Here is a 19,178-nt window from a genome sequence, read left to right as displayed (position 1 = left end):
TATCTTATTACCCGACGCGACCAGAATCATGACACCGGCTGCCTTGGCCGGACCTTCAGGAGACGATGTCGTGACTGTGTCCAGGCTGCCGCTCGACGGCATACGCGTGATCGATTTTTCCCGGGTGCTGGCGGGGCCGCTGTGTTCGGCGCTGCTCGGCGATCTCGGCGCCGACGTGATCAAGATCGAGCCGCCGGGCGGCGACGACTATCGCGCGATCGGTCCGTTCACGCGCGGCGAGAGCGGCCTGTTCAGCGCGATGAATCGCAACAAGCGCAGTGTCGTCATCGATCTGAAGACCGCCGACGGGCAGATGCTCGCGCAATCGCTGTGCGCCCAGGCCGATGTCGTCGTGGAGAACTTCCGCCCCGGTGTCGCCGGGCGGCTCGGCATCGGCTACGAAACCTTGTCGGCGCAAAATCCGGCGCTCGTCTATGCGAGCGTGTCGGGCTTCGGGCAGACGGGCCCTGAATCGCACCGGCCCGCCTACGACATCATTCTGCAAGCGCTATGCGGGCTGATGGACGCGACCGGCGCACCCGACGGCGAGCCGACGCTCGTTGGCGATTCGGTGTCGGACGTCGTGAGCGGCATCTTTGCTTCCTGGGGCGTACTGGCCGCGCTCGTCGCGCGCGATCGCACGGGAAAGGGCACTCACGTCGATGTGTCGATGTTCGATGCCACGCTGAACCTGACCGCCGCGCTCGTCGCCCGTTATGCGACCACGGGCGTCGCCCAGTCGCGCGTCGGCAATCGCCATCCGACATCTGCGCCGTTCGGCGCGTATCGCGCGTCGGACGGGCATTTCGTCGTCGCGGTGCTCAACAACAAGCTGTTCGGCCGGCTTGCGCATGCGCTCGGCCATCCCGAACTCGCCGACGATTCCCGCTTCGCGAACGACACCTCACGCTGCGCGCACGAAGCCGCGCTGCGTGCGTGCATCGAGCAATGGGCGGAAACGCGTTCGGTCGCCGACGTCAACGCGGCGCTCAGTGCAGCGGGCATTCCCGTCGCGCCGATCCAGACGATTCAGCAAGCGCTCGATAGCGAACATGCGCGCATGCGCGGTGTCCTCGTCGACACCGTCGCAGCCGATGGATCGACGCTGCGCCTGCCCGCGCAACCGCTCAAATTCTCGGCCTATCCGGACACACGGACGACGCGCGCGCCGCGCATCGGCGAACACACCGAGACCGTCCTCGAAGACCTGCTCGGCCTCGACACGAAAGCAATCGCCGCGCTCGCCGCGTCCGGCGTCGTGCGCACGGACGTCACCGAAATCATCCAGGAGAAAGATCTTGCTTAAGCGACTGGGCGTCACCGACGCCGATCTCGAAATCGCGGATGCGATTCGCCGCTTCGCGCAGGCCGAACTCGCGCCGCACGCGGCACAGGTCGACCGCGAAGAAATCCCGACGACGCGTTATGTCGGTGCGCTTGCCGAACTCGGCGTGATGGGCATGAACCTGCCCGAACGATGGAACGGCATCGGCGCGTCACCGGCGGCGATCATTCTCGCGCTCGCTGAAATCGCGAAGGCATGCGCGGCCACGTCGTCCATGATCGGCGCGCACTTTCTTGCGACCGATTCGATCCTCATCGGCGGCTCGGATGCGCTGCGCGAGCGCTATCTTCCGGACGCCGCGACCGGCGCGAAACTCGGCGCATTCGCGCTGACGGAACCGCAGGCAGGCTCCAACCCCGCGGGCATGACGACGCAAGCCCTGCGCGACGGCGACAGCTATCACATTCGCGGCGTGAAGCACTTCATCTCGAACGCGGACGCGGCGCAGTTCATCGTCGTCTATGCGAAGACCGCGCCCGTGCAAGGCACGCGCGGAATCAGCGCGTTCGTGGTCGATCGCGACACGCCGGGCGTCGCTGTTTCTCCCCCCGAAAAGCTGATGGGCATTCACGGCGCGCCCGCGCATGAAGTCGCGCTGGATTGCGTCGTGCCCGCCGCGAACCGGATCGGTGACGAAGGCAGCGGTTTTCGCACGGCGATGAAGGTGCTCGACAACAGCCGCCTCGACGTCGCGGCGACGAGTCTCGGCATCGCTGAAGCGGCATTCGGCGACGCAGTCGAATGGGCGAAGCAGCGGCACGTCGGCGGCGAACCGCTCGCGAACAAGCAGGGCCTGCAGTGGTCGTTCGCCGACATGAAGACGCGTCTCGAAGCGGCCTGGCTTCTGACGCTTCAGGCGGCCGCGCGTCGCGCAGCCGGTGAATCGTTCACGGAGATGGCGTCGATGGCGAAGCTCTACGCGTCGGAGATGGTTTCGTTCGTCACGGACGCCGCATTGCAGGTTCACGGCGGCTATGGCTTCACGCGCGAGATGAGAATCGAGCGCCTCGTGCGCGACGCGCGCATCCTGCGGATCTATGAAGGTTCGTCGGAGATTCAGCGCACCGTCATCGCCCGTTCGCTGTTCGCCTGACAATACATCGGGAGACGAGTCGTGAAGATTCTTGTGGCAGTCAAACGCGTCGTCGACGCGAATGTGAAAGTGGGAGTGAAGTCCGATCAATCCGGCGTCGACATCGCGAACGTCAAGATGTCGATCAATCCGTTCGATGAGATCGCTGTCGAAGCCGCGGTGCGTTTGAAGGAAGCCGGTGTCGCAACCGAAGTGATCGCCGTGTCGTGCGGTGTTGCGCAGTGTCAGGACACGCTGCGCACGGCACTCGCGATCGGCGCGGACCGCGCGATTCTGGTCGAATCGAACGCGGAGCTGCAGCCACTCGCCGTCGCCAGGCTGCTCAAGGCGCTCGTCGACAAGGAAGCGCCGCAACTGGTCATGCTCGGCAAACAGGCCATCGACGACGATTCGAATCAGACCGGCCAGATGCTCGCCGCGCTCGCTGATCTGCCGCAAGCGACCTTCGCTTCGAGCATTTCAATCGATGACGGCGTCGCGATCGTCGCGCGCGAAGTGGATGGCGGCGCCGAAACCCTGTCGCTGACACTGCCCGCTGTCATCACGACCGACCTGCGTCTCAACGAGCCGCGCTACGTCACGTTGCCGAACATCATGAAGGCGAAGAAGAAGCCGCTCGACACGATCCGGCCCGAAGTGCTCGGCGTCGACGTGACGCCGCGCCTGCAAACGCTCAAGGTCACCGAGCCGCCGAAGCGCGCCCCCGGCGTGAAACTGCCCGGCGTGCAGGCGCTGATCGACAAGCTCAGGACCGAAGCCAAGGTCCTTTGACGGAGACAGGGAAATGACGATTCTGGTTATTGCGGAACACGACGGAGCGTCGGTCAATTCGGCGACGTTGAAGACCATCGGCGCGGCACAGAAAATCGGCGGGGACATTCATGTGCTGATCGCGGGTCATCAGGCGCATGGCATTGCTCAAGGCGCGGCGAAGATCGCGGGCATGTCGAAAGTGCTGCTCGCCGATGCGCCGCAGCTCGAAACCGGCCTTGCCGAGAACATCGAAGCGACGGTGCTGCCGATCGCAATGAATTATTCGCACATCCTCGCGCCCGCGACGGCCTTCGGCAAGAATGTGATGCCGCGCATCGCTGCGAAGCTCGGCGTCGCGCAGATCAGCGATATCACCGCCGTCGTCACAGACGACACGTTCGACCGCCCGATCTACGCGGGCAACGCCATCGCCACGGTGCGATCGGCCGATACGGTCAAAGTGCTCACGGTGCGCGCGACGAGTTTCGATGCCGTATCGGTGGATGGCGGAAGCGCGACGGTCGAGCGTATCGAAGCGGCCGCAGACCGCGGTATGTCGCACTTCATCAGCCGCGAAGCGACGAAGCTGGACCGCCCCGAACTGACGAACGCCAGCACGATCGTGTCGGGCGGACGCGGCCTCGGCAGCAGCGAGAACTACGCGAAGGTGCTCGAACCGCTGGCCGACAAGCTCGGCGCGGCGCTCGGCGCATCTCGGGCCGCCGTCGACGCGGGCTTCGTCCCGAACGACTATCAGGTCGGGCAGACGGGCAAGATCGTCGCGCCGCAGTTGTATGTCGCAGTCGGCATTTCGGGGGCAATCCAGCATCTGGCCGGCATGAAGGATTCCAATGTAATCGTCGCGATCAACAAGGACCCGGAAGCGCCGATCTTCAGCGTAGCCGACTATGGTCTCGTCGGCGATCTGCACGACATCGTCCCGGCATTCGTCGACGCAGCCTGACTCTCAATCATCCTCTTCAAGAAGTGACTCACCGCTCAGGAGACGAGCATGGAACGTAACACTTCAGCATCCGCCGCGAACGTTTCGCTGATCGAGCGCCGCTCGATCGACTATATTCCCGATGCCGAACGCCACGGCAATCTCTTCAGCCAGTTCACCCTGTGGTTCGGCGCGAATCTGCAGGTCACGGCGGTCGTCGTCGGCGCACTCGCGGTCGTGCTCGGCGGCGATGTGTTCTGGTCATTGATCGGGCTGCTCATCGGCCAGGTCATCGGCGGCGCGGTGATGGCGCTGCACGGCGCACAGGGTCCGCAACTCGGCCTGCCGCAGATGATCTCGAGCCGCGTGCAGTTCGGCGTGTACGGCGCGATCATTCCGCTCGTGCTCGTCTGCGTGATGTACATCGGCTTTTCCGCGGGCGGCACGGTCCTCGCGGGACAAGCCATCGGCGCGCTCCTGCACACAGAGAACACGACATCGATCCTGATCTTCGCTGCGCTGATCGTGCTGCTCACCGGCTTCGGCTATCGCATCATTCACGCGATGGGCCGCGTGTCGAGCATCGTCGGCACGCTCGCGTTTCTGTATCTATTCGCGAGCCTGCTGCACGGCCATGCACTGGATACCTTGCTGGCGAACCGGCACTTCACCATCGCGTCGTTCCTGCTGGCGATATCGCTGTCGGCGTCGTGGCAGATTGCGTACGGGCCGTATGTCGCGGACTATTCGCGCTATCTGCCGAAGTCGACTTCCGCAAACAAGACCTTCTTCGCCGTGTTCAGCGGCACCGTGATCGGCGCACAGGTCTCGATGACCTTCGGCGTGCTGGCCGCCGCGCTTGCCGGCGAGCGCTTTTCCGGGCATGAAGTCACGTTCATCGTCGGACTCGGTGCGACCGGAGCGATTGCCGCCGTGCTCTATTTCACGATCGCGCTCGGCAAGCTCACGATCACCACGCTCAATGCATACGGCAGCGTGATGTCGGTCGCGGCCATCGTCACCGGTTTCGGCGGACAACGCGAGATTTCAGCGCGCACGCGGCTCGTCTTCGTGCTGCTCAGCGTGGCGGCATCGAGCGGACTCGCGCTTGCCGGACAGCACTCGTTCCTGAAAGCGTTTTCTTCGTTCCTGCTGTTCCTGCTCGTGTTCTTCACGCCGTGGAGCGCAATCAATCTCGTCGATTACTACTGGGTCACGCGCAAACGCTACGACGTGCCTGCCCTCTTCGATGTCAACGGTCGCTACGGACGATGGAATATCGCCGGCATCACGGTTTATGCGGTCGGCGTGCTCGTGCAGATGCCGTTCGTTGCGACCGGCTTCTATACGGGGCCGTGGGTCGATGCGCTGGGAGGCGTCGATATATCGTGGATCGTGGGCATCGTCGTGCCCGGCATTCTGTATTACGGGGTATCGCGGCTTGCGCCATCGCGAGTGCCGGAGCTTACCGGGGCTCCCGAGCCGATGACGAGCGCGGACTGAAGCCGTTAGTGTTGATCCGATCCCTGCCTGGATCTCGTCGCGTGCGGCACGGCCTTTTGGCCGCGTCGCATCGAACATTCCGGCGCCGCCAGACGAGCGCTCACTGCGCCGTCCATCCTCCGTCGATACGCAGACTCGTACCGGTGATCATTGCGGCAGCAGGAGAAGCGAGATACAGCACCGCCGCGGCCACCTGCTCACTTTCGAGCAGACGGCCCATCGGAATCCGGTCGAAGACCCAACGCCTGAACTGCTCGTTCTCGAAGAACGGCTGAGTCATCGGTGTATCGACGAACGTAGGTGCCACCGAGTTCACGCGTATTCTCGGCGCAAGCTCAACGGCGGCTGCCTTCGTCAGCCCTTCCATCGCGTGCTTCGTCATGCAGTACACGGATCGATCAGGCGCGCCCACATGCCCCATCTGCGACGATATGTTGATGATGGCGCGGTCAGCCGCCGCTTCGCCTTCGAGCATCTTGCGAACGGCTGCGCGCGTTGCCAGGAACGTCGCCCTGACATTCAGGCCGATCACGAAGTCCAGATCCGATGTCTTGACGTCCGCAAGTCGCGAAGGAACGTTGGTGCCCGCATTGTTGACGAGGATGTCCAGCCTCGGAAGTTCAGCGAATGCCCGCTCCAGTTGCTCATCCTTCAAAAGATCACAAACCAATGGAGTGCAAACGCCACCGTTTCGACGGATGCGAGTAGCCACTTCATCCAGCTCCCCTGCTTCCTTGCTCAGCAGATAGACGTGCGCGCCGGAGCCAGCGAGCATCGAGGCGATTTCCGCGCCAAGGCCACGGCCCGCACCAGTCACGACAGCGGTCTTCCCATCAAGACTAAAAAGTCCGTTAGACATAAGTTCCTCTCCGATTTGAAACCAGGTTGATTCAATGCTTTGCTGGCTGCATCCACACCGTGCGGCCGCCGACTTGCGACAACCCGTTCGGAGGAAGGCGAGCAGAGTCGCGCACGGAAAGCGCCGCAGACAGTTCGGCCGGTAGCCCGACGCCGTCGCCGCGGCGACCACCTTCGCACGCGTCCGGTCGCAGACGCTCGCGCCCGGTGTGAAGACGCGAGACACCGCCGACTGTGAAGCGCCCGCGAAACGGGCGACTTCGTGACCGGTGACAGGACGCCTGAGCTCCCGTGGCCGCTTCTTCTCGCGGCATGTCGTTAGTCGAAAAGTTGCTTCATTTCCTTCTTCGAGTCTTGACGGCCAGCGGCTCAGCCTTCACGCGTATTGCCTGCCGGGATCATCGTCGATGGCGATGGCGCATTGCGTTCGTTGGCGACCCTTGCGAACAGCGCACAGACGAGCGTGATCCCTGCCGCAATCATGGCGAAGATGGCCACAGGCGTGTAATCGCCGTACTTCGCGAGCAGCGCCGTAGCGATCAACGGCGTCGGCGCACCAGCGACCAAGGCGCCCAACTGGAACCCGATCGTCACTCCGCTGTAGCGCACTTCCGGGCTGAACATCTCGGCGAACCATGCGGCCATTGGCGAGAACACGGCAGCGTGAGCAATCGTGAGCACCATGATCTCCGCGAGCAGGATCATCGTCGGATTTCCAGTTCCTACCATGTGGAAGAACGGGAACGGCGCTACCACCGCCACCAGCGCGCCGAAGACAACCACCTGCTTTCGACCCAATTTGTCGGATAGCGCGCCGAAGAATGGCTTCGTCAGCAATTCGAGCGCAGCGGCGATCAGGATGGCGACGAGGACCGTTTTTCGCGGCAAGCCCAGGTGGCTCGTCATGTAAGTCAGACCAAACGTCGTGAACACGTAGTACAGGATGTTGTCCGCAAAGCGAAGCCCAGCCGACAAAAGGATCGCCCTCGGAAACCGTCGAACCGCTTCGACGATCGGCAGTTTGACGGTTGCATCGGTGTCAAGCACCTTCTTGAACGCAGGCGGCTCTTCGATGCGGAGCCGGATCACGAGACCAACCGCGACGAGTACCGCGCTGAACAGGAACGGAATACGCCAGCCCCACGCGAGGAACTCCGTTTCGGGCAGGCGACTAGCCAGCTCCATGCCGCCCACCGCCATGCACAACCCTGCGGGAAGTCCCATCTGAGGGAAGCTGCCATAGAGTCCGCGTCGGTTCGGGTTTGCATGTTCGACCGCGATCAGCGCGGCCCCGCCCCATTCACCGCCTACGGCCAAGCCTTGCACGATGCGCAGCAGGATCAGGAGAATCGGCGCGGCAAGTCCGATGCTGTTATACGACGGCACCAGGCCGATGAGCGTCGTCGAAATGCCCATTGCCAGCAGCGTTGTGACCAGCACGAACTTGCGCCCGACACGGTCGCCAAGGTGGCCCGCGACGATGCCACCGAATGGTCGAGCGATGAACCCGACCGCGAACGTGCCGAATGCCAGAAGCGTCCCTGTCAACGGATCGCCACCAGGGAAATACAGCTTGCCAAACACGAGTGCCGAGGTGATTCCGTATAGAAAGAAGTCAAACCACTCAATGGCACTTCCGATAAAACTGGCGATCGCAATCGTCAGCATCTTCGGTGACGATTGCTCTGCCGAGGTCGAGCGTTTGGTATCCAAACCCGTCTCCTAATGCATAGGTATGCAAAATGTTATGAATACGTCTACGACGTATATCGAGTGCTATCGATCACGCGTAGGGAGGGTCGGGCAACTGCTGGCCGCCGCGAATGATGAACTTGGGGTTGTACTCGAGCAGGCCCGTCTCGATACGGTCTTCTGAGACGCCCGCATAGTCGCTGAAAATGGCGCTCACCTTCCTGACCAGTGTGAGCTTCGCTTCGTCGGATCGACCCGCGCGAATGTTGCACATGATGAGCGTGTCGCCGCCCGGTTCTCCGCCCACGTAACTGCTTTCGGACGACAGGTCATTGAAGACCACGCTGATGATTTCGAGCGGCGACTTGATGGTCTCGTTCACGGCGATGGTGATCGCCTTGGCGATCTTCCGCTTGACGTCGACGTCCAGTCCGGCGCGCGTGTTGCAAACGATGATGGGCATTTCCGGGAACTCCTTCGAGGCTGGTTAAGGTGTGCAGTTCGCAATGCAGCGCGAATACGTATGCAATTGTTGAGAAACTCTATTGCCGTTCCGAGCCAGATAAATCATTCGGTTGCATATACATCTATATGAACGAAGCATGTCCGGGCAACGCCGATGGCCACGACAGCGTGTGCCGCGTCTTGATGCCCCCTCCTTCCTGATCCGCCGCGCCGGACCGTCATGACTGTGCTGGCCGGAACAGATGCATCTACAACCGATGTATATGCAACAGTCTAGTAAAATTCATCGGGCCTTCAACCTAGTGAGAACCCGTACCACTCTGCTCTTCCATTGACTCGACGTGTCTTGCCGGGAAGTGCTACGATAGTTGCATATACACTGACTAATCTTTCGAGAGGGATTGTCGATGTTCACTGAATGCTATTGCACCCAGTTCAGGCGCTCGGCGAATGCGCTGACGAGCATCTACGACGAGGCTTTGCGCCCGGTGGGCCTGAAAATCACACAGCACACCCTGCTTCGCGGCCTCGATCGACTTGGCTCGGCAACTTATAACGAGATTGCAGCCGAGTTGTCACTCGACAAGACGACTATCTCGCGCAACATCAAATTACTCATCGACGCGGGATGGGTTGAAGTCTCCAGCGACGAGGATGCGCGCTACAAAGTGGCGAGGCTCAGCCCGGCCGGCACGCGTGTATTGAAAGAGGCTGAGCCGCACTGGCGCGCGGCGCAGACCCAGGTCGAAAGAGAACTCAGGAAGTACCTCAAGGGGCCGGCCAGGAATGTGCTTCTGGAGGCACTGGAGACGCTGCAGAACGTGGGCGGTGAACGGTAGGCCGCTCCGCCGCGTGCCGTCGATGTGCATTTTCAAAGCCCCTGGATCTGTTGGACCGCTTGTCGCAAATCGTCAGGCAGCGGAACGGGCCTTCGCGTAACACGGTCGACGTAGGCATGAACGAACGTGCCATGCGCGAACGACTGATCACAGTCGTTTCTGAAGAGACCGATCTCGTACGTTACGCTGGTCGTGCCTACTCTGCTGACGCACAGCCCACAGGTCACGAGGTCCGGAAAAACGACTTCGTCAAAGTACTCGCAGCCCGTGCGTACGACCAAACCGACGGCCTCACCGCGAACCGGGTCCAGAACGCCTCGTTCGACGAGCCATCCATTGACCGCGGTGTCGAACCACGTGTAGTGAACAGCATTGTTCACGTGCCCGTAGATATCGATGTCCTTCCACTGGGTGTTGACCTGACAAAACCAGTGAAAATCACTTCGAGGCCGTGGCCTGGACCGTGTCATGAGCGTCTCCTCGGTGGCAGTTACGCGGGAACAGCCGTGCCGTACGGCACATCGCGGTTGCCGAAGCGGCGCACGCGGATGTTGGCTTGCTCGCCGTGCGCGATCATGCCTTCGATGGCGCACAGTCGCGAACAATACGAGCCGATCAGCGCGCTCGCTTCATCCGTCAGCACCTTCTGATACGTGCACGTCTTGATGAACTTGCCGACCCACAGACCACCCGTGTAGCGCGCGGCTTTGCCGGTCGGCAGGGTGTGATTCGTGCCGATGACCTTGTCGCCGTAGGCCACATTGGTGCGCGCGCCGAGGAAGAGCGCACCATAGTTCTTCATGTTCTTCAGGAAGTAATCCGGGTCGCGCGTCATCACCTGAACGTGCTCGGATGCAATGCGATCGGCTACCGCGACCATTTCTTCGAGCGTGTCCGCCACGATCACTTCGCCGTAGTCGCGCCACGAAACCCCTGCCGTGTTTGCCGTCGGCAGAATTTCGAGCAGGCGTTCGACTTCGGCGATGGTGTCCTTGGCCAATTGCAGCGAGTTCGTGAGGAGAACGGCAGGCGTGTTGAAACCGTGCTCCGCCTGACCCAGAAGGTCGGTCGCGCACAGTTCGGCATCGACGCTATCGTCGGCGATCACCAGTGTTTCAGACGGCCCTGCGATCAGATCAATGCCGATGCGACCGAACAATTGACGCTTCGCTTCCGCGACGAAGGCGTTGCCCGGTCCGACCACCATCGCGACCGGGTCGATCGTCTGCGTGCCGAGCGCCATCGCGGCGATGGCCTGGACACCGCCGAATGTGTAGATCTCGTCGGCGCCGCCGAGGTGCATGGCGGCGACCACAGCCGGATTCGGCTTGCCGCCGACCGGCGGCGATGCGGTGATGATGCGCGAAGCACCCGCCACCTTCGCCGTCACGACGCCCATGTGCGCCGATGCAACCAAGGGAAACTTTCCGCCGGGCACGTAACACGCGACGCTGTCGACCGGCATGTTCTTGTGGCCCAGCACCACGCCCGGCAATGTTTCGATTTCGACGTCACGAATCGACTCGCGTTGCGCCTGGGCGAAGTTGCGCACCTGAGCCTGCGCGAATTTGATGTCCTCGAGCTGGCCTGGAGACAGCGTGCGAACGCAGCTCGCGATTTCATCTTCCGACAGCCGGAAGCTTTCGGGCGACCAGTTGTCGAACTTCGCCGAGAGTTCTGCGACTGCTGCGTCGCCGCGTGATGCAACGTCGGCCAGGATGCCCGTTACCACGTCACGAACCTTGGCGGCGTCTTGCGACGATGCTTCTGCGCTACGACCATGCTTCAAGTATTGGATTGCCATTTGCATTTCCTTTTTGCGGGGTGACCGAGGAGCAGCGTGCGCCGGAAGTTGGAAGGCTTGCTGCGTTGGTGCAAATGTAGCGCAATTTTCTATGCAAAATTTGCGCAAATGCTCCACACTTACCCTAGACGGCCATATCCACGGCGTGAGGCATGCCTCGTCTGCACAACCTGACAATGCAAATTTATGCAAACCAATACCCGATCTGTAGTTCGCGCGAAGGCGTCGAAGGTTCGCCTTGAGGATGTCGCCGAGCGCCTCGGCATCTCGGTGTCCACGGTGTCCCGTTCACTGGCGGGACATCCGGCCATCAGTAGTGAGACCCGTAGCGCCGTGCAGGCGGTCGCTGCCGAATTGGGTTATCGAATGCCGTCACAGGGTCGGTCCACGCGCAAGTCAGCGACCAAGTTGATCGGCGTGGTCGTAGGCGCGCTGCATAACCGGTTCATGACCTTGTTGCTGACGCATCTCCATGACGCTCTACAGGAGTTCGACTACCAGATCACGCTGATGATCGACCCGATGAACGACTCGGAGAACCTGCTCGCATTTCGGCCCCTGATCGACGGCTATCTCGATGGGATGATCTTCGCCACCGCGACGCTCGACTCACCCGTGGTGGCGGAGATGCAAAGACGCGGTATTCCTCTTGTGCTCGTCGTTCGGTCTGTCGACGATGTGAGAGTCGATACGGTCGAGGTCGACAACGTTCACGCCGGCGCCCTCGCGGCCGAGCATCTTTATCAACTGGGCCATCGCCGGATCGGGCTGGTCATGGGTTCGCAGAACACGTCGACGAGCCGAGACCGCGTCAAAGGAGCCTTGCAGTGGCTCGAGGCAGCAGGCGTAGCGCCGGCATCGGTGCCATTGATTTACTGTGATTACACCAGCGAGGCGGGCTATTCCAGCGCCATCGCGATGTTGAGCGACCAGAACCGGGTCACGGGCATCGTCGCGGGAAACGACACGATCGCGCTTGGCGTGCTCGAAGCGGCCAAAAGGCAGAGTATCGCGGTGCCCCAACAGCTCTCGATCATCGGCTTCGATGACATGCCCCTGGCTGGATCGCCACTGGTCGGATTGACTTCGATCCGACAGCCCGTCGAAGCAATGGCGCGCACCGCCGCGCGCCGACTTGTCGAGCGCATTCGAGCAGGGGGGATGGGCGCACCCGTCCACGATGTGTTGCCCATCCAACTGGTCCGTCGCGATACGACGGGGCCGTTAAGCGGAAATTAATAAGCTATGCGAAAAGGCGTGCGTGCCGGTCCCTCACCGTTGCGCGTAGCGTGGAGCGGCCTTTGCATTGGCGAACCTGGGAGCCAGCGCGCGACGATCCGCTTCCCACTTTGTCCAGTCGTCGCCGTCGTGCAGCGTCGGAATGGTCACGAGTTCGCCCTGATCCAGACCGACGAGCGCGGCATCCACGAGATCGTCTGCCGTCATCGTGCTCGCGGCTTCCTTTTGCTTCGCGTAGCCCGCGACGTCCCAGAACTCGGTTGCCGTCGCTGCGGGCAGAACGGTCTGCACACGCACACCCTTGCCCGCGAGGTCGCGCTGCAGCGCATGGCCGAAGCTCAGCACGTACGACTTCGAGGCGCTGTAGACACCATTCAGCAATTCGACTGCAATGCCGACTACCGAACTGAGGTTGATGATGGTGCCCGAGCCTTTGGCGGCGAACGCGGGCGCGACCGCGTAGGTGAGGCGCGTCAACGCCGTGATATTCAGGTCGATCATCGATTCCATGGAATCGACATTGCCGTCCAGCACCGATGCCACCGAGCCGACGCCCGCATTGTTCACCAGCATCGTGATGCGCGGGTCTTCGCGCAGCATGCTTTCGATTTTCGCGAGCGCGGCCTTGTCGTTGAGATCCGCGGCAACGGTCTCGACGGAGCGGCCCGTTTCTTTCGTGAGACGCTCGGCGAGCGCGTTCAGTCGAGTCTGGTTACGCGCCACCAGAATGAGGTCGAAACCGCGCCTGGCGAGGCGGTCTGCGTAGATGGCGCCGATGCCCGCCGACGCACCCGTGACCAGCGCGAAACCTTTCGTAGAAGCAGTCATGATCGTTCCTTTGAGTGGGTTGAACCAACGGGGATGTCGGTTCATGGAGCGAATTCTGATCTTGGCTGCCTGAGACCTCAATGCCATATATGCAATGATTTAAGCCATGGCGGATGGACCGCGCGGTTGTCCGTTTCATGCTACCTTCAATGAATCAGGCCATCACACGCGTGAAATCATGCATACCGTCGGACTTCTCGTATATTCAAATTTCCAGTCGCTCGCGCTGGCCGTGGCGAGCGTCTTCGAATACGCCAACCTTCTGCGCGACGAAACTTCGTACCAGTTCAGCATCGTGTCCGAGCATGGCGGACCGATCGCTTCGTCCCAAGGGTTTTCGGTTCACAGCGAACCGCTTGCCAAAGACGGCTACGACACGATCATCGTCGCGGGCGACAACGAATGCCGCCTTCCTTCGGCCGCGTTGGTGGAATACCTTCGACAAACGCCGCGCCATTCACGACGTATTGCCTCGATCTGCACCGGAGCGTTCGTTCTGGCAGCTGCGGGTCTGCTGGAAGGCAAGCGGGCAACGACGCACTGGTTTCACGCACGTGCGTTCCAGACGCAGTATCCGAACATCCGGCTCGAAGAAGACCGCATCTACGTCGTCGACGGGCAGATGTGGACGTCGGCCGGTATGAGCGCGGGCGTGGATCTCGCCCTCGCGATCGTCGAAAACGATTTCGGGCTGGAAACCTCGCGCATGGTCGCGCGCAAACTCGTGCTTTATCAGCGACGCGGGGGCGGCCAGTCGCAGTTCTCTGCGCTGCTGGAGATGGGGGCGCGCTCGGACCGCGTGCAGATGGCGCTGACCTACGCGAGTGAAAACCTGGCGAGCGATTTGTCGGTCGAACGGTTGGCCGAAGCAGCACGGCTAAGCCCGCGTCAGTTCAGCCGTGTATTTCGTGAGGAAACGGGGCAATCGCCCGCCAAGGCGGTCGAGCGGCTTCGCGTTGAAGCCGCTCGACTGATGATGGAAACGACTCGTCATCCTATCGAGATCGTGGCGAGAGAGACCGGTTTTGGTGACCGGGAACGCATGCGTCAAGCCTTCCTGCGTGCATTCGGTCAGCCACCGCAAACCATACAGCGGGCGTCAGGTATCACGCCGCTTGCGCTTTAGGATGTCTCGCCTGGGTGCTCGCCAGGCGTCCATTCCGGGCTATAGCCCCCGAGCGCCGGGTGATACATTTCATCCCCGGAATGCTGGGTGAATTCGACGTTGAGCCGGTCTTCACGAAGGCCGAGAATTTCGATGCAATGCGCGCAAAGCGCCTTGGCCACCTTCATACGCATCGCGGGCGCCCTGCCCTTTCTGATGTCCAGCATCATGACCGCGACCGGCACGGGCGCTTCACCGGCTTCGGGAATCCGCCAGACACCTCCTTCACCCAGCTCTCGAATCGCGACGCTGATACGCCTGATGTCCACCGACATCATCCGCGCATAGGTCTCGCTCATCTTGAGTGCCAGACGTCGCTTGTCTTCCACTGAATAGTGGTCGCATACATCCAGTTGCAGGTAGGGCATGGTCGTCACACTCCTCGAAAGCCCCATTTTCGACCGGACGCGAGGCCGTTCCAATGTCACATGCGCAAGGTTTCCGGACGCTCGAGTGATCACTGTCTTCGCCAGATCGCGGGAGCGTGCGGCCTAAAATGGTGGCACCATCGTCAGCAATGTCTTCTACGATATCGAGGTAACGGGCGAAGCGAAACACAGGGGTAAGACTACCGGGCGCGTCGCAGCCGGAACTTGCGTGGCAAATCGAGCGGTAATGTGCCGTGTGGGGCCAGGAGCGGTCTGGAGCAGGTGTCGTTCCTTTGATCGATGACAACCGAGGAGAAGTCAATGGATGACGCGTATATCGGTGAAATTCGCATGTTCAGCTTCGGCTGGGCGCCCAAGGGCTGGATGCTGTGTCAAGGCCAGCCTCTGCAGATCGCGCATTTCCAGGCGCTGTTTGCATTGATTGGCAATTTCTACGGTGGCGACGGGACAAGCACGTTCCAGTTGCCGAATTTAACGCCGATGCCAGTGGCCGGAGGCGGGGCAAACGAAAAGCCCTACCCGCCGATGAACTTTGCAATCTGCATCAACGGCATTTTCCCGAGCAGGGACTAAACCTACGAGTGGCCGGCCTATGACCGGGGAAGCTCCCCAAGAGCTTCCGGTACGCTTCGAGCGATCGCCCCGACGGACGGCGGGAAGCAAGCTCAGAGGGCGGTCAGGCGGCGCTCCGGAGCATCGCCGTGATTCGCGCGGGCCGTTGCGGCGCGCGCGATCTCGAGTCGGTTGCCACCGCGCGACTTTGCGCTATAGAGCGCGCGGTCCGCGACTGCGAGAACTTTTGCCAGCGTGTCTTCCTCGGTCCCGAGGCGCGCCATCCCTATGCTCACCGTCGCCGCGATCTCCACGCCGGCAGCCGTGCGCGTGACCGTCTGCGAGAATCGACGAACAACGGCTTCGGCCAGGTCCTTCGCGCGGGCGCTTTCGTGCCCCGGCAACAGCGCGGCGAATTCTTCACCACCGATGCGCGCCAGGATCGCATCGCGTCCGAGCACGCTGCGCAGAGTCCTGGCGAACAACTTCAGCACTTCATCGCCGGCTTCGTGGCCGAAGCGGTCATTGATCGCCTTGAAGTGGTCGAGGTCGAGCGCGAGACAGGAAACCGGTGCAAAGGCGTTGCTCTCTCGGATGGCGCATGTGCCTTCTTCGAAGAACCATCGGCGGTTGCCCAAACCAGTGAGGTAATCGGTTTGCGATTCGCGTCGCAGATCGGCGTGGGCTTCATCGCGCGCGAGGCGCAGGAGCGTCATCGGCAGAATGACCGAATAGAGCACCCCTTCGTACATCGTCACCTGGCCGATGATCGCCAGCAAGTGCGGTCCGAACGATGCCGCCAGCCACGGCAGAATGGTGACCCTGAACGCGTAGAAGAGCGCGTGACCGCCCGTGACAGCCACGGCAATGTTGCGCGACTGCTTCCACTTGGAATCGCGCGTGCCGAGGAGTTCGCGCGCGGTCAGACCGCACACCACGGCGATGGGGATCGCGCTGAGGTACGCCCACATGACCGCTTCGCCACGCTTGCCCGCGATGACCCAGGCGAGCGCGAGCATCGACACGATGCTGAGGGAAATCCGGCCGTAACGGCGTCCGTTCAGGAGCGCGACGCCGTGCAGGTTCAGCAGATAGCCGGCGACGATGATGAGATTCGCCAGCGCGGCGCCCACGACGCCGGGAAGGCCGGGAACGTCATGCCGAATCGCGGCGGTGGCGCAGCCGAGCGCGAGCGTAGCGTAACCGGCCGCGAACACGCCGAGTTCGCGCCTGCGCCGTGGATATGACCGACGCTCCCAGAGCGTCAGGGCGCTGCTGGCGAGGAGCGTTCCGATTGCCAGCAGGTAAAGGGTGATGAGGTCGACACGCATGCGCTCGTTGAGCTTTCTCCCAGCCGAAGACGATCTGACATGACTCGTTTACGGCAGAGAAATCAGAAAATTGAGGAGCGCATGTCTGATTGGCGCTGACGCGTTCAACTCGATCAGGTTCGGATATTTTTTTCGCAATCGTCCCAGTAGCGCAGCGGGTCACGATGATCTGGATAACGTGAATCAAGCCAGGCTACGAGCTTGGTCCAGTCTGGATGGTTGGTACCCGTGCGCGCCGACCAGACGGAAGACCGCTCGAGGATTCGACCGTTCCCGCGATCGCGAACAAGCACGCTTCCCAACCCGTTCGAACCATTATTCTGTGACTCGATCAGATAACGCGGCAGGATCCTGAGCTCGGCATTCCTGGCCCAACCGAATAACGCCCGGACCACGCCGGATGCGTCTCGTAACTCGCAGGGGCCACTTCCAGGGCGAATCGCCGTCCAGCCTTCCGGAAATTCGGCGACAACCTCGTCCTTGCCCTCCCTCACCCACTTCACGCGCAAAGCCCGCGTCATCGCTTCGCGCATGCGAGACACCGAGTCATAGCCTTCAGGCAACTCGATCGCCACCGGGAGCGTGATCAGGTTGTCTTTCCAGAGCGCGGCTTCGCCTTCGACGCGCTTGACGACGTCGGACGCTTCCGGCCCGAAAGGATTCTCGGGACGGCTCGACGCCCTCGTGGTTGCTCCCGCAGGCAGGCCCTCGAAAAGGCGCTCAGCGTCCTGACGGGTCAGTTTCGGCTTTGCTTTGTTCATGGTCTCTTTGGGTCCTTGGCAGAAAGCGAACGCGGCTTGAGCGTGCCGCCACCGCTGCGCCCCTGGAAACGTCGTGAGCCGCCTATTTCGCGTGAGAACGATTTGCGAACTCGCGCGAGCCGCCCGCCCGGCTGTTCGACCGAACCGCCGGCCCCGTATCTTCGCCGATGGTCGAGATCGAGTGCTTGAAGATCATCTGGGATCCCGTCGTCGAATTGAGATACAGCATGTATGTATCGAATGATTGAATGTGTCCAACCAGTCTGATTCCGTTGACCAGATATATCGCGACACGCTTTCGTTCCTTTCTCAACGCATTGAGAAAGTCACCTTGTACTCCGGGTTGGTTCTGCGCCATATCAGTTTTGCCTTTGAGATTTTGATGAGTTCAAGCGCATCCGATCGTGCCCGATCTGCCAGCCCCGGCAAGCATCAGACAGCATCGGGGCCGTACCTGGCCTCTCGTTCGAGATGGATCGAAAGCAGGATCACGCGCGTGTCGGAACACGCGTACAGGATGAGATAGGCGGAGAGAACAGACTCCCGAAACTCAAACCACCGAGCCTGTGCAGCCAGCTGCTCAACTTGCCGCAGCCACGCCTGCGATGCGGCTGAAGTCACTGAATAGAATTCCGCTCGACGACCAATCTTGCGATTCTGCTCCAGGCACGCAATAAGCGAAACTATTTCGTCTTCAAGGTGCCCGGAACGTCGCGCGGCCGAAGCTTCGTCCTGAACGGACATGAACCCTTCGATGGCGTCGAGTGACTCGCCAAACGAGTCAGCGACGTCGACGATGATCATGTCTCGCCCTTGATGCGGCGCCTCTCGGCACGTTCCTGCAATGCGCGCCTGAAATCTTCGGCAGAGGAAGTCCGGCCGGCGAGTACGTCGTGCATGCCGCGTTCCGCGTCCGAGAGCATCAACAGACGGCCCCGCTCGTGGCGCTCGAGCTCATGATAATAATCGAGCTTCCTCGCGTCGACGATTGCAACGAAAGCGGAACCGTTTTTTGTCAAGACCTTCTCGGCGCCGGCGACGACGTCATCGGCCAATTCGGTCAGACGCGCCCGGGCCTCACTGATGGGCACCACATCCTGTGCGCGAATCGCCATTTTTCGTACATCCATTAACGAATTCGTTAACGCAACTTACGCGGCGCTTTTTTGCATGTCAAGCACGTTTCCCGTGAAACCAAAAGAGTGCGACCCTTAATAACATCGCGGTACGGTCGTCAGAACTTCATCGCGCAGAACGCGCCGCATCCGCCGTACAGGGCGGCGGTGCGGTCACCGCATCGTCGTGACGATGTCATTTCGCGTTCAGAGCAGACGCGGATCCTGCGCCTGAGGAACCGGCTGCCCAGGCCACGATACCGGAATGTGCAGATCCTTCAGGATCGCGGCGAGACCGGGCAGCGACGCCGGAATAGAGGGCGGCAATGGACCGGGGTTGCCGTTCGGCGGCAGAGTGATCGTGGCGATGCCGCCGCGAATGGAGGACATCGCGTCGCGATGCAGGGTGTCGGTGCGCGGCAGATCGTTGATGGTCAGCGTAGTCATGGCTGGTCTCCAAGCAAAAAAGTGAATGGCGTGAAATTCGCCACCCATTCTTCTGC

The 19,178-nt window shown here is 61.5% G+C and carries 22 protein-coding genes and 1 pseudogene; 9 read left to right on the top strand and 14 right to left on the bottom strand.

All coding sequences use genetic code 11. The features are described from left to right. Window positions 1–70: 70 nt before the first annotated feature. From AWB80_RS19985 to AWB80_RS19965, 5 genes are read left to right on the top strand one after another with little or no spacing between them, the layout of a single operon-like run. A complete protein-coding gene (locus AWB80_RS19985; protein ID WP_087131423.1) occupies window positions 71–1,306 on the top strand; it encodes a CaiB/BaiF CoA transferase family protein in 1,236 nt (411 codons plus the stop codon). After that, window positions 1,299–2,438, top strand: a complete 1,140-nt coding sequence (locus AWB80_RS19980) for an acyl-CoA dehydrogenase family protein (RefSeq protein ID WP_208635666.1) — start codon at window positions 1,299–1,301, stop codon at window positions 2,436–2,438. Before AWB80_RS19985 ends, AWB80_RS19980 begins: the two co-directional genes overlap by 8 nt. A gap of 21 nt (window positions 2,439–2,459) precedes the next feature. Next, on the top strand, window positions 2,460–3,209 hold the full coding sequence (locus AWB80_RS19975) for an electron transfer flavoprotein subunit beta/FixA family protein (protein WP_061176382.1): 750 nt from the start codon (window positions 2,460–2,462) through the stop codon (window positions 3,207–3,209). 13 nt (window positions 3,210–3,222) lie between these two features. Beyond that, complete coding sequence (locus tag AWB80_RS19970; RefSeq protein WP_061176381.1) at window positions 3,223–4,155, top strand: electron transfer flavoprotein subunit alpha/FixB family protein; 933 nt, start codon at window positions 3,223–3,225, stop codon at window positions 4,153–4,155. 48 nt (window positions 4,156–4,203) lie between these two features. Further along, a complete protein-coding gene (locus AWB80_RS19965) occupies window positions 4,204–5,637 on the top strand; it encodes a purine-cytosine permease family protein (protein WP_061176380.1) in 1,434 nt (477 codons plus the stop codon). A gap of 100 nt (window positions 5,638–5,737) precedes the next feature. On the opposite strand, the gene AWB80_RS19960 is transcribed toward AWB80_RS19965, so the two are convergent. The 4 genes and pseudogenes from AWB80_RS19960 to AWB80_RS19950 all read right to left on the bottom strand — a co-directional run bounded on the left by AWB80_RS19960 (window position 5,738) and on the right by AWB80_RS19950 (window position 8,650). Further along, complete coding sequence (locus AWB80_RS19960; RefSeq protein ID WP_061176379.1) at window positions 5,738–6,496, bottom strand: SDR family NAD(P)-dependent oxidoreductase; 759 nt, start codon at window positions 6,494–6,496, stop codon at window positions 5,738–5,740. 144 nt (window positions 6,497–6,640) lie between these two features. Further along, window positions 6,641–6,868 (bottom strand): annotated as a pseudogene (locus tag AWB80_RS45575) (hypothetical protein); the annotation flags it as partial. Beyond that, window positions 6,865–8,208: an MFS transporter gene (locus AWB80_RS19955; protein ID WP_244206611.1), complete on the bottom strand. Its 1,344-nt coding sequence runs from the start codon at window positions 8,206–8,208 to the stop codon at window positions 6,865–6,867. The pseudogene AWB80_RS45575 and the gene AWB80_RS19955, both read right to left, overlap by 4 nt. Window positions 8,209–8,278: 70 nt before the next feature. Beyond that, complete coding sequence (locus tag AWB80_RS19950; protein ID WP_061176378.1) at window positions 8,279–8,650, bottom strand: tautomerase family protein; 372 nt, start codon at window positions 8,648–8,650, stop codon at window positions 8,279–8,281. A 409-nt stretch (window positions 8,651–9,059) separates the two neighbouring features. Here AWB80_RS19950 and AWB80_RS19945 point away from each other — a divergent pair, with 409 nt between their 5' ends. Beyond that, window positions 9,060–9,491 carry a MarR family winged helix-turn-helix transcriptional regulator gene (locus tag AWB80_RS19945; RefSeq protein ID WP_061176377.1) on the top strand — a complete coding sequence of 144 codons (432 nt, stop codon included), beginning with the start codon at window positions 9,060–9,062 and terminating at the stop codon, window positions 9,489–9,491. Between the two features lie 32 nt (window positions 9,492–9,523). Here AWB80_RS19945 and AWB80_RS19940 read toward each other — a convergent pair whose 3' ends face one another. Together AWB80_RS19940 and hisD are read right to left on the bottom strand one after the other, a co-directional pair. Then, a complete protein-coding gene (locus AWB80_RS19940) occupies window positions 9,524–9,961 on the bottom strand; it encodes an acyl-CoA thioesterase (RefSeq protein ID WP_061176376.1) in 438 nt (145 codons plus the stop codon). Window positions 9,962–9,981: 20 nt separating this feature from the next. Further along, window positions 9,982–11,295, bottom strand: coding sequence for a histidinol dehydrogenase (hisD, locus tag AWB80_RS19935; protein WP_061176375.1), 1,314 nt, complete (start codon window positions 11,293–11,295; stop codon window positions 9,982–9,984). A gap of 186 nt (window positions 11,296–11,481) precedes the next feature. On the opposite strand from hisD, the gene AWB80_RS19930 reads away from it, so the two are divergent. Then, entirely contained in the window at window positions 11,482–12,534 is a 1,053-nt protein-coding gene (locus AWB80_RS19930; RefSeq protein ID WP_061176374.1) for a LacI family DNA-binding transcriptional regulator, read from the top strand. 33 nt (window positions 12,535–12,567) lie between these two features. Here AWB80_RS19930 and AWB80_RS19925 read toward each other — a convergent pair whose 3' ends face one another. Next, window positions 12,568–13,362 (bottom strand): SDR family NAD(P)-dependent oxidoreductase, encoded by a 795-nt coding sequence (locus tag AWB80_RS19925; protein WP_061176373.1) that lies wholly within the window; start codon window positions 13,360–13,362, stop codon window positions 12,568–12,570. A gap of 178 nt (window positions 13,363–13,540) precedes the next feature. Between AWB80_RS19925 and AWB80_RS19920 the strand changes: the two genes are divergently transcribed. Further along, entirely contained in the window at window positions 13,541–14,488 is a 948-nt protein-coding gene (locus AWB80_RS19920) for a GlxA family transcriptional regulator (RefSeq protein WP_061176372.1), read from the top strand. Here the strand turns inward: AWB80_RS19920 and AWB80_RS19915 are convergent. Continuing rightward, window positions 14,485–14,895 (bottom strand): tautomerase family protein, encoded by a 411-nt coding sequence (locus AWB80_RS19915; protein ID WP_061176371.1) that lies wholly within the window; start codon window positions 14,893–14,895, stop codon window positions 14,485–14,487. The two genes, AWB80_RS19920 and AWB80_RS19915, sit on opposite strands and share 4 nt — an antisense overlap. 321 nt (window positions 14,896–15,216) lie before the next feature. Here AWB80_RS19915 and AWB80_RS19910 point away from each other — a divergent pair, with 321 nt between their 5' ends. Beyond that, window positions 15,217–15,489 carry a phage tail protein gene (locus AWB80_RS19910; RefSeq protein ID WP_087131426.1) on the top strand — a complete coding sequence of 91 codons (273 nt, stop codon included), beginning with the start codon at window positions 15,217–15,219 and terminating at the stop codon, window positions 15,487–15,489. A gap of 92 nt (window positions 15,490–15,581) precedes the next feature. Here the strand turns inward: AWB80_RS19910 and AWB80_RS19905 are convergent, their stop codons facing one another. The 6 genes from AWB80_RS19905 to AWB80_RS19880 all read right to left on the bottom strand — a co-directional run bounded on the left by AWB80_RS19905 (window position 15,582) and on the right by AWB80_RS19880 (window position 19,122). Then, complete coding sequence (locus tag AWB80_RS19905; protein ID WP_061176369.1) at window positions 15,582–16,799, bottom strand: GGDEF domain-containing protein; 1,218 nt, start codon at window positions 16,797–16,799, stop codon at window positions 15,582–15,584. Window positions 16,800–16,912: 113 nt separating this feature from the next. Beyond that, on the bottom strand, window positions 16,913–17,560 hold the full coding sequence (locus tag AWB80_RS19900) for a hypothetical protein (RefSeq protein WP_061176368.1): 648 nt from the start codon (window positions 17,558–17,560) through the stop codon (window positions 16,913–16,915). A gap of 82 nt (window positions 17,561–17,642) precedes the next feature. Next, window positions 17,643–17,918: an RNA chaperone Hfq gene (hfq, locus tag AWB80_RS19895; protein ID WP_087131420.1), complete on the bottom strand. Its 276-nt coding sequence runs from the start codon at window positions 17,916–17,918 to the stop codon at window positions 17,643–17,645. A gap of 74 nt (window positions 17,919–17,992) precedes the next feature. Beyond that, window positions 17,993–18,364, bottom strand: a complete 372-nt coding sequence (locus AWB80_RS19890) for a hypothetical protein (protein WP_061176367.1) — start codon at window positions 18,362–18,364, stop codon at window positions 17,993–17,995. Then, window positions 18,361–18,675, bottom strand: a complete 315-nt coding sequence (locus tag AWB80_RS19885; protein ID WP_061176366.1) for a type II toxin-antitoxin system prevent-host-death family antitoxin — start codon at window positions 18,673–18,675, stop codon at window positions 18,361–18,363. The genes AWB80_RS19890 and AWB80_RS19885 overlap by 4 nt, the downstream gene beginning before the upstream one ends. A gap of 207 nt (window positions 18,676–18,882) precedes the next feature. After that, window positions 18,883–19,122, bottom strand: a complete 240-nt coding sequence (locus tag AWB80_RS19880) for a hypothetical protein (RefSeq protein ID WP_061176365.1) — start codon at window positions 19,120–19,122, stop codon at window positions 18,883–18,885. Between the last annotated feature and the right edge of the window lie 56 nt (window positions 19,123–19,178).

The organism is Caballeronia pedi (genome assembly GCF_001544915.2).
In the GTDB taxonomy this organism is placed as follows: Bacteria; Pseudomonadota; Gammaproteobacteria; order Burkholderiales; family Burkholderiaceae; genus Caballeronia; species Caballeronia pedi.
This window is presented reverse-complemented; position numbering and strand designations above follow the sequence as displayed.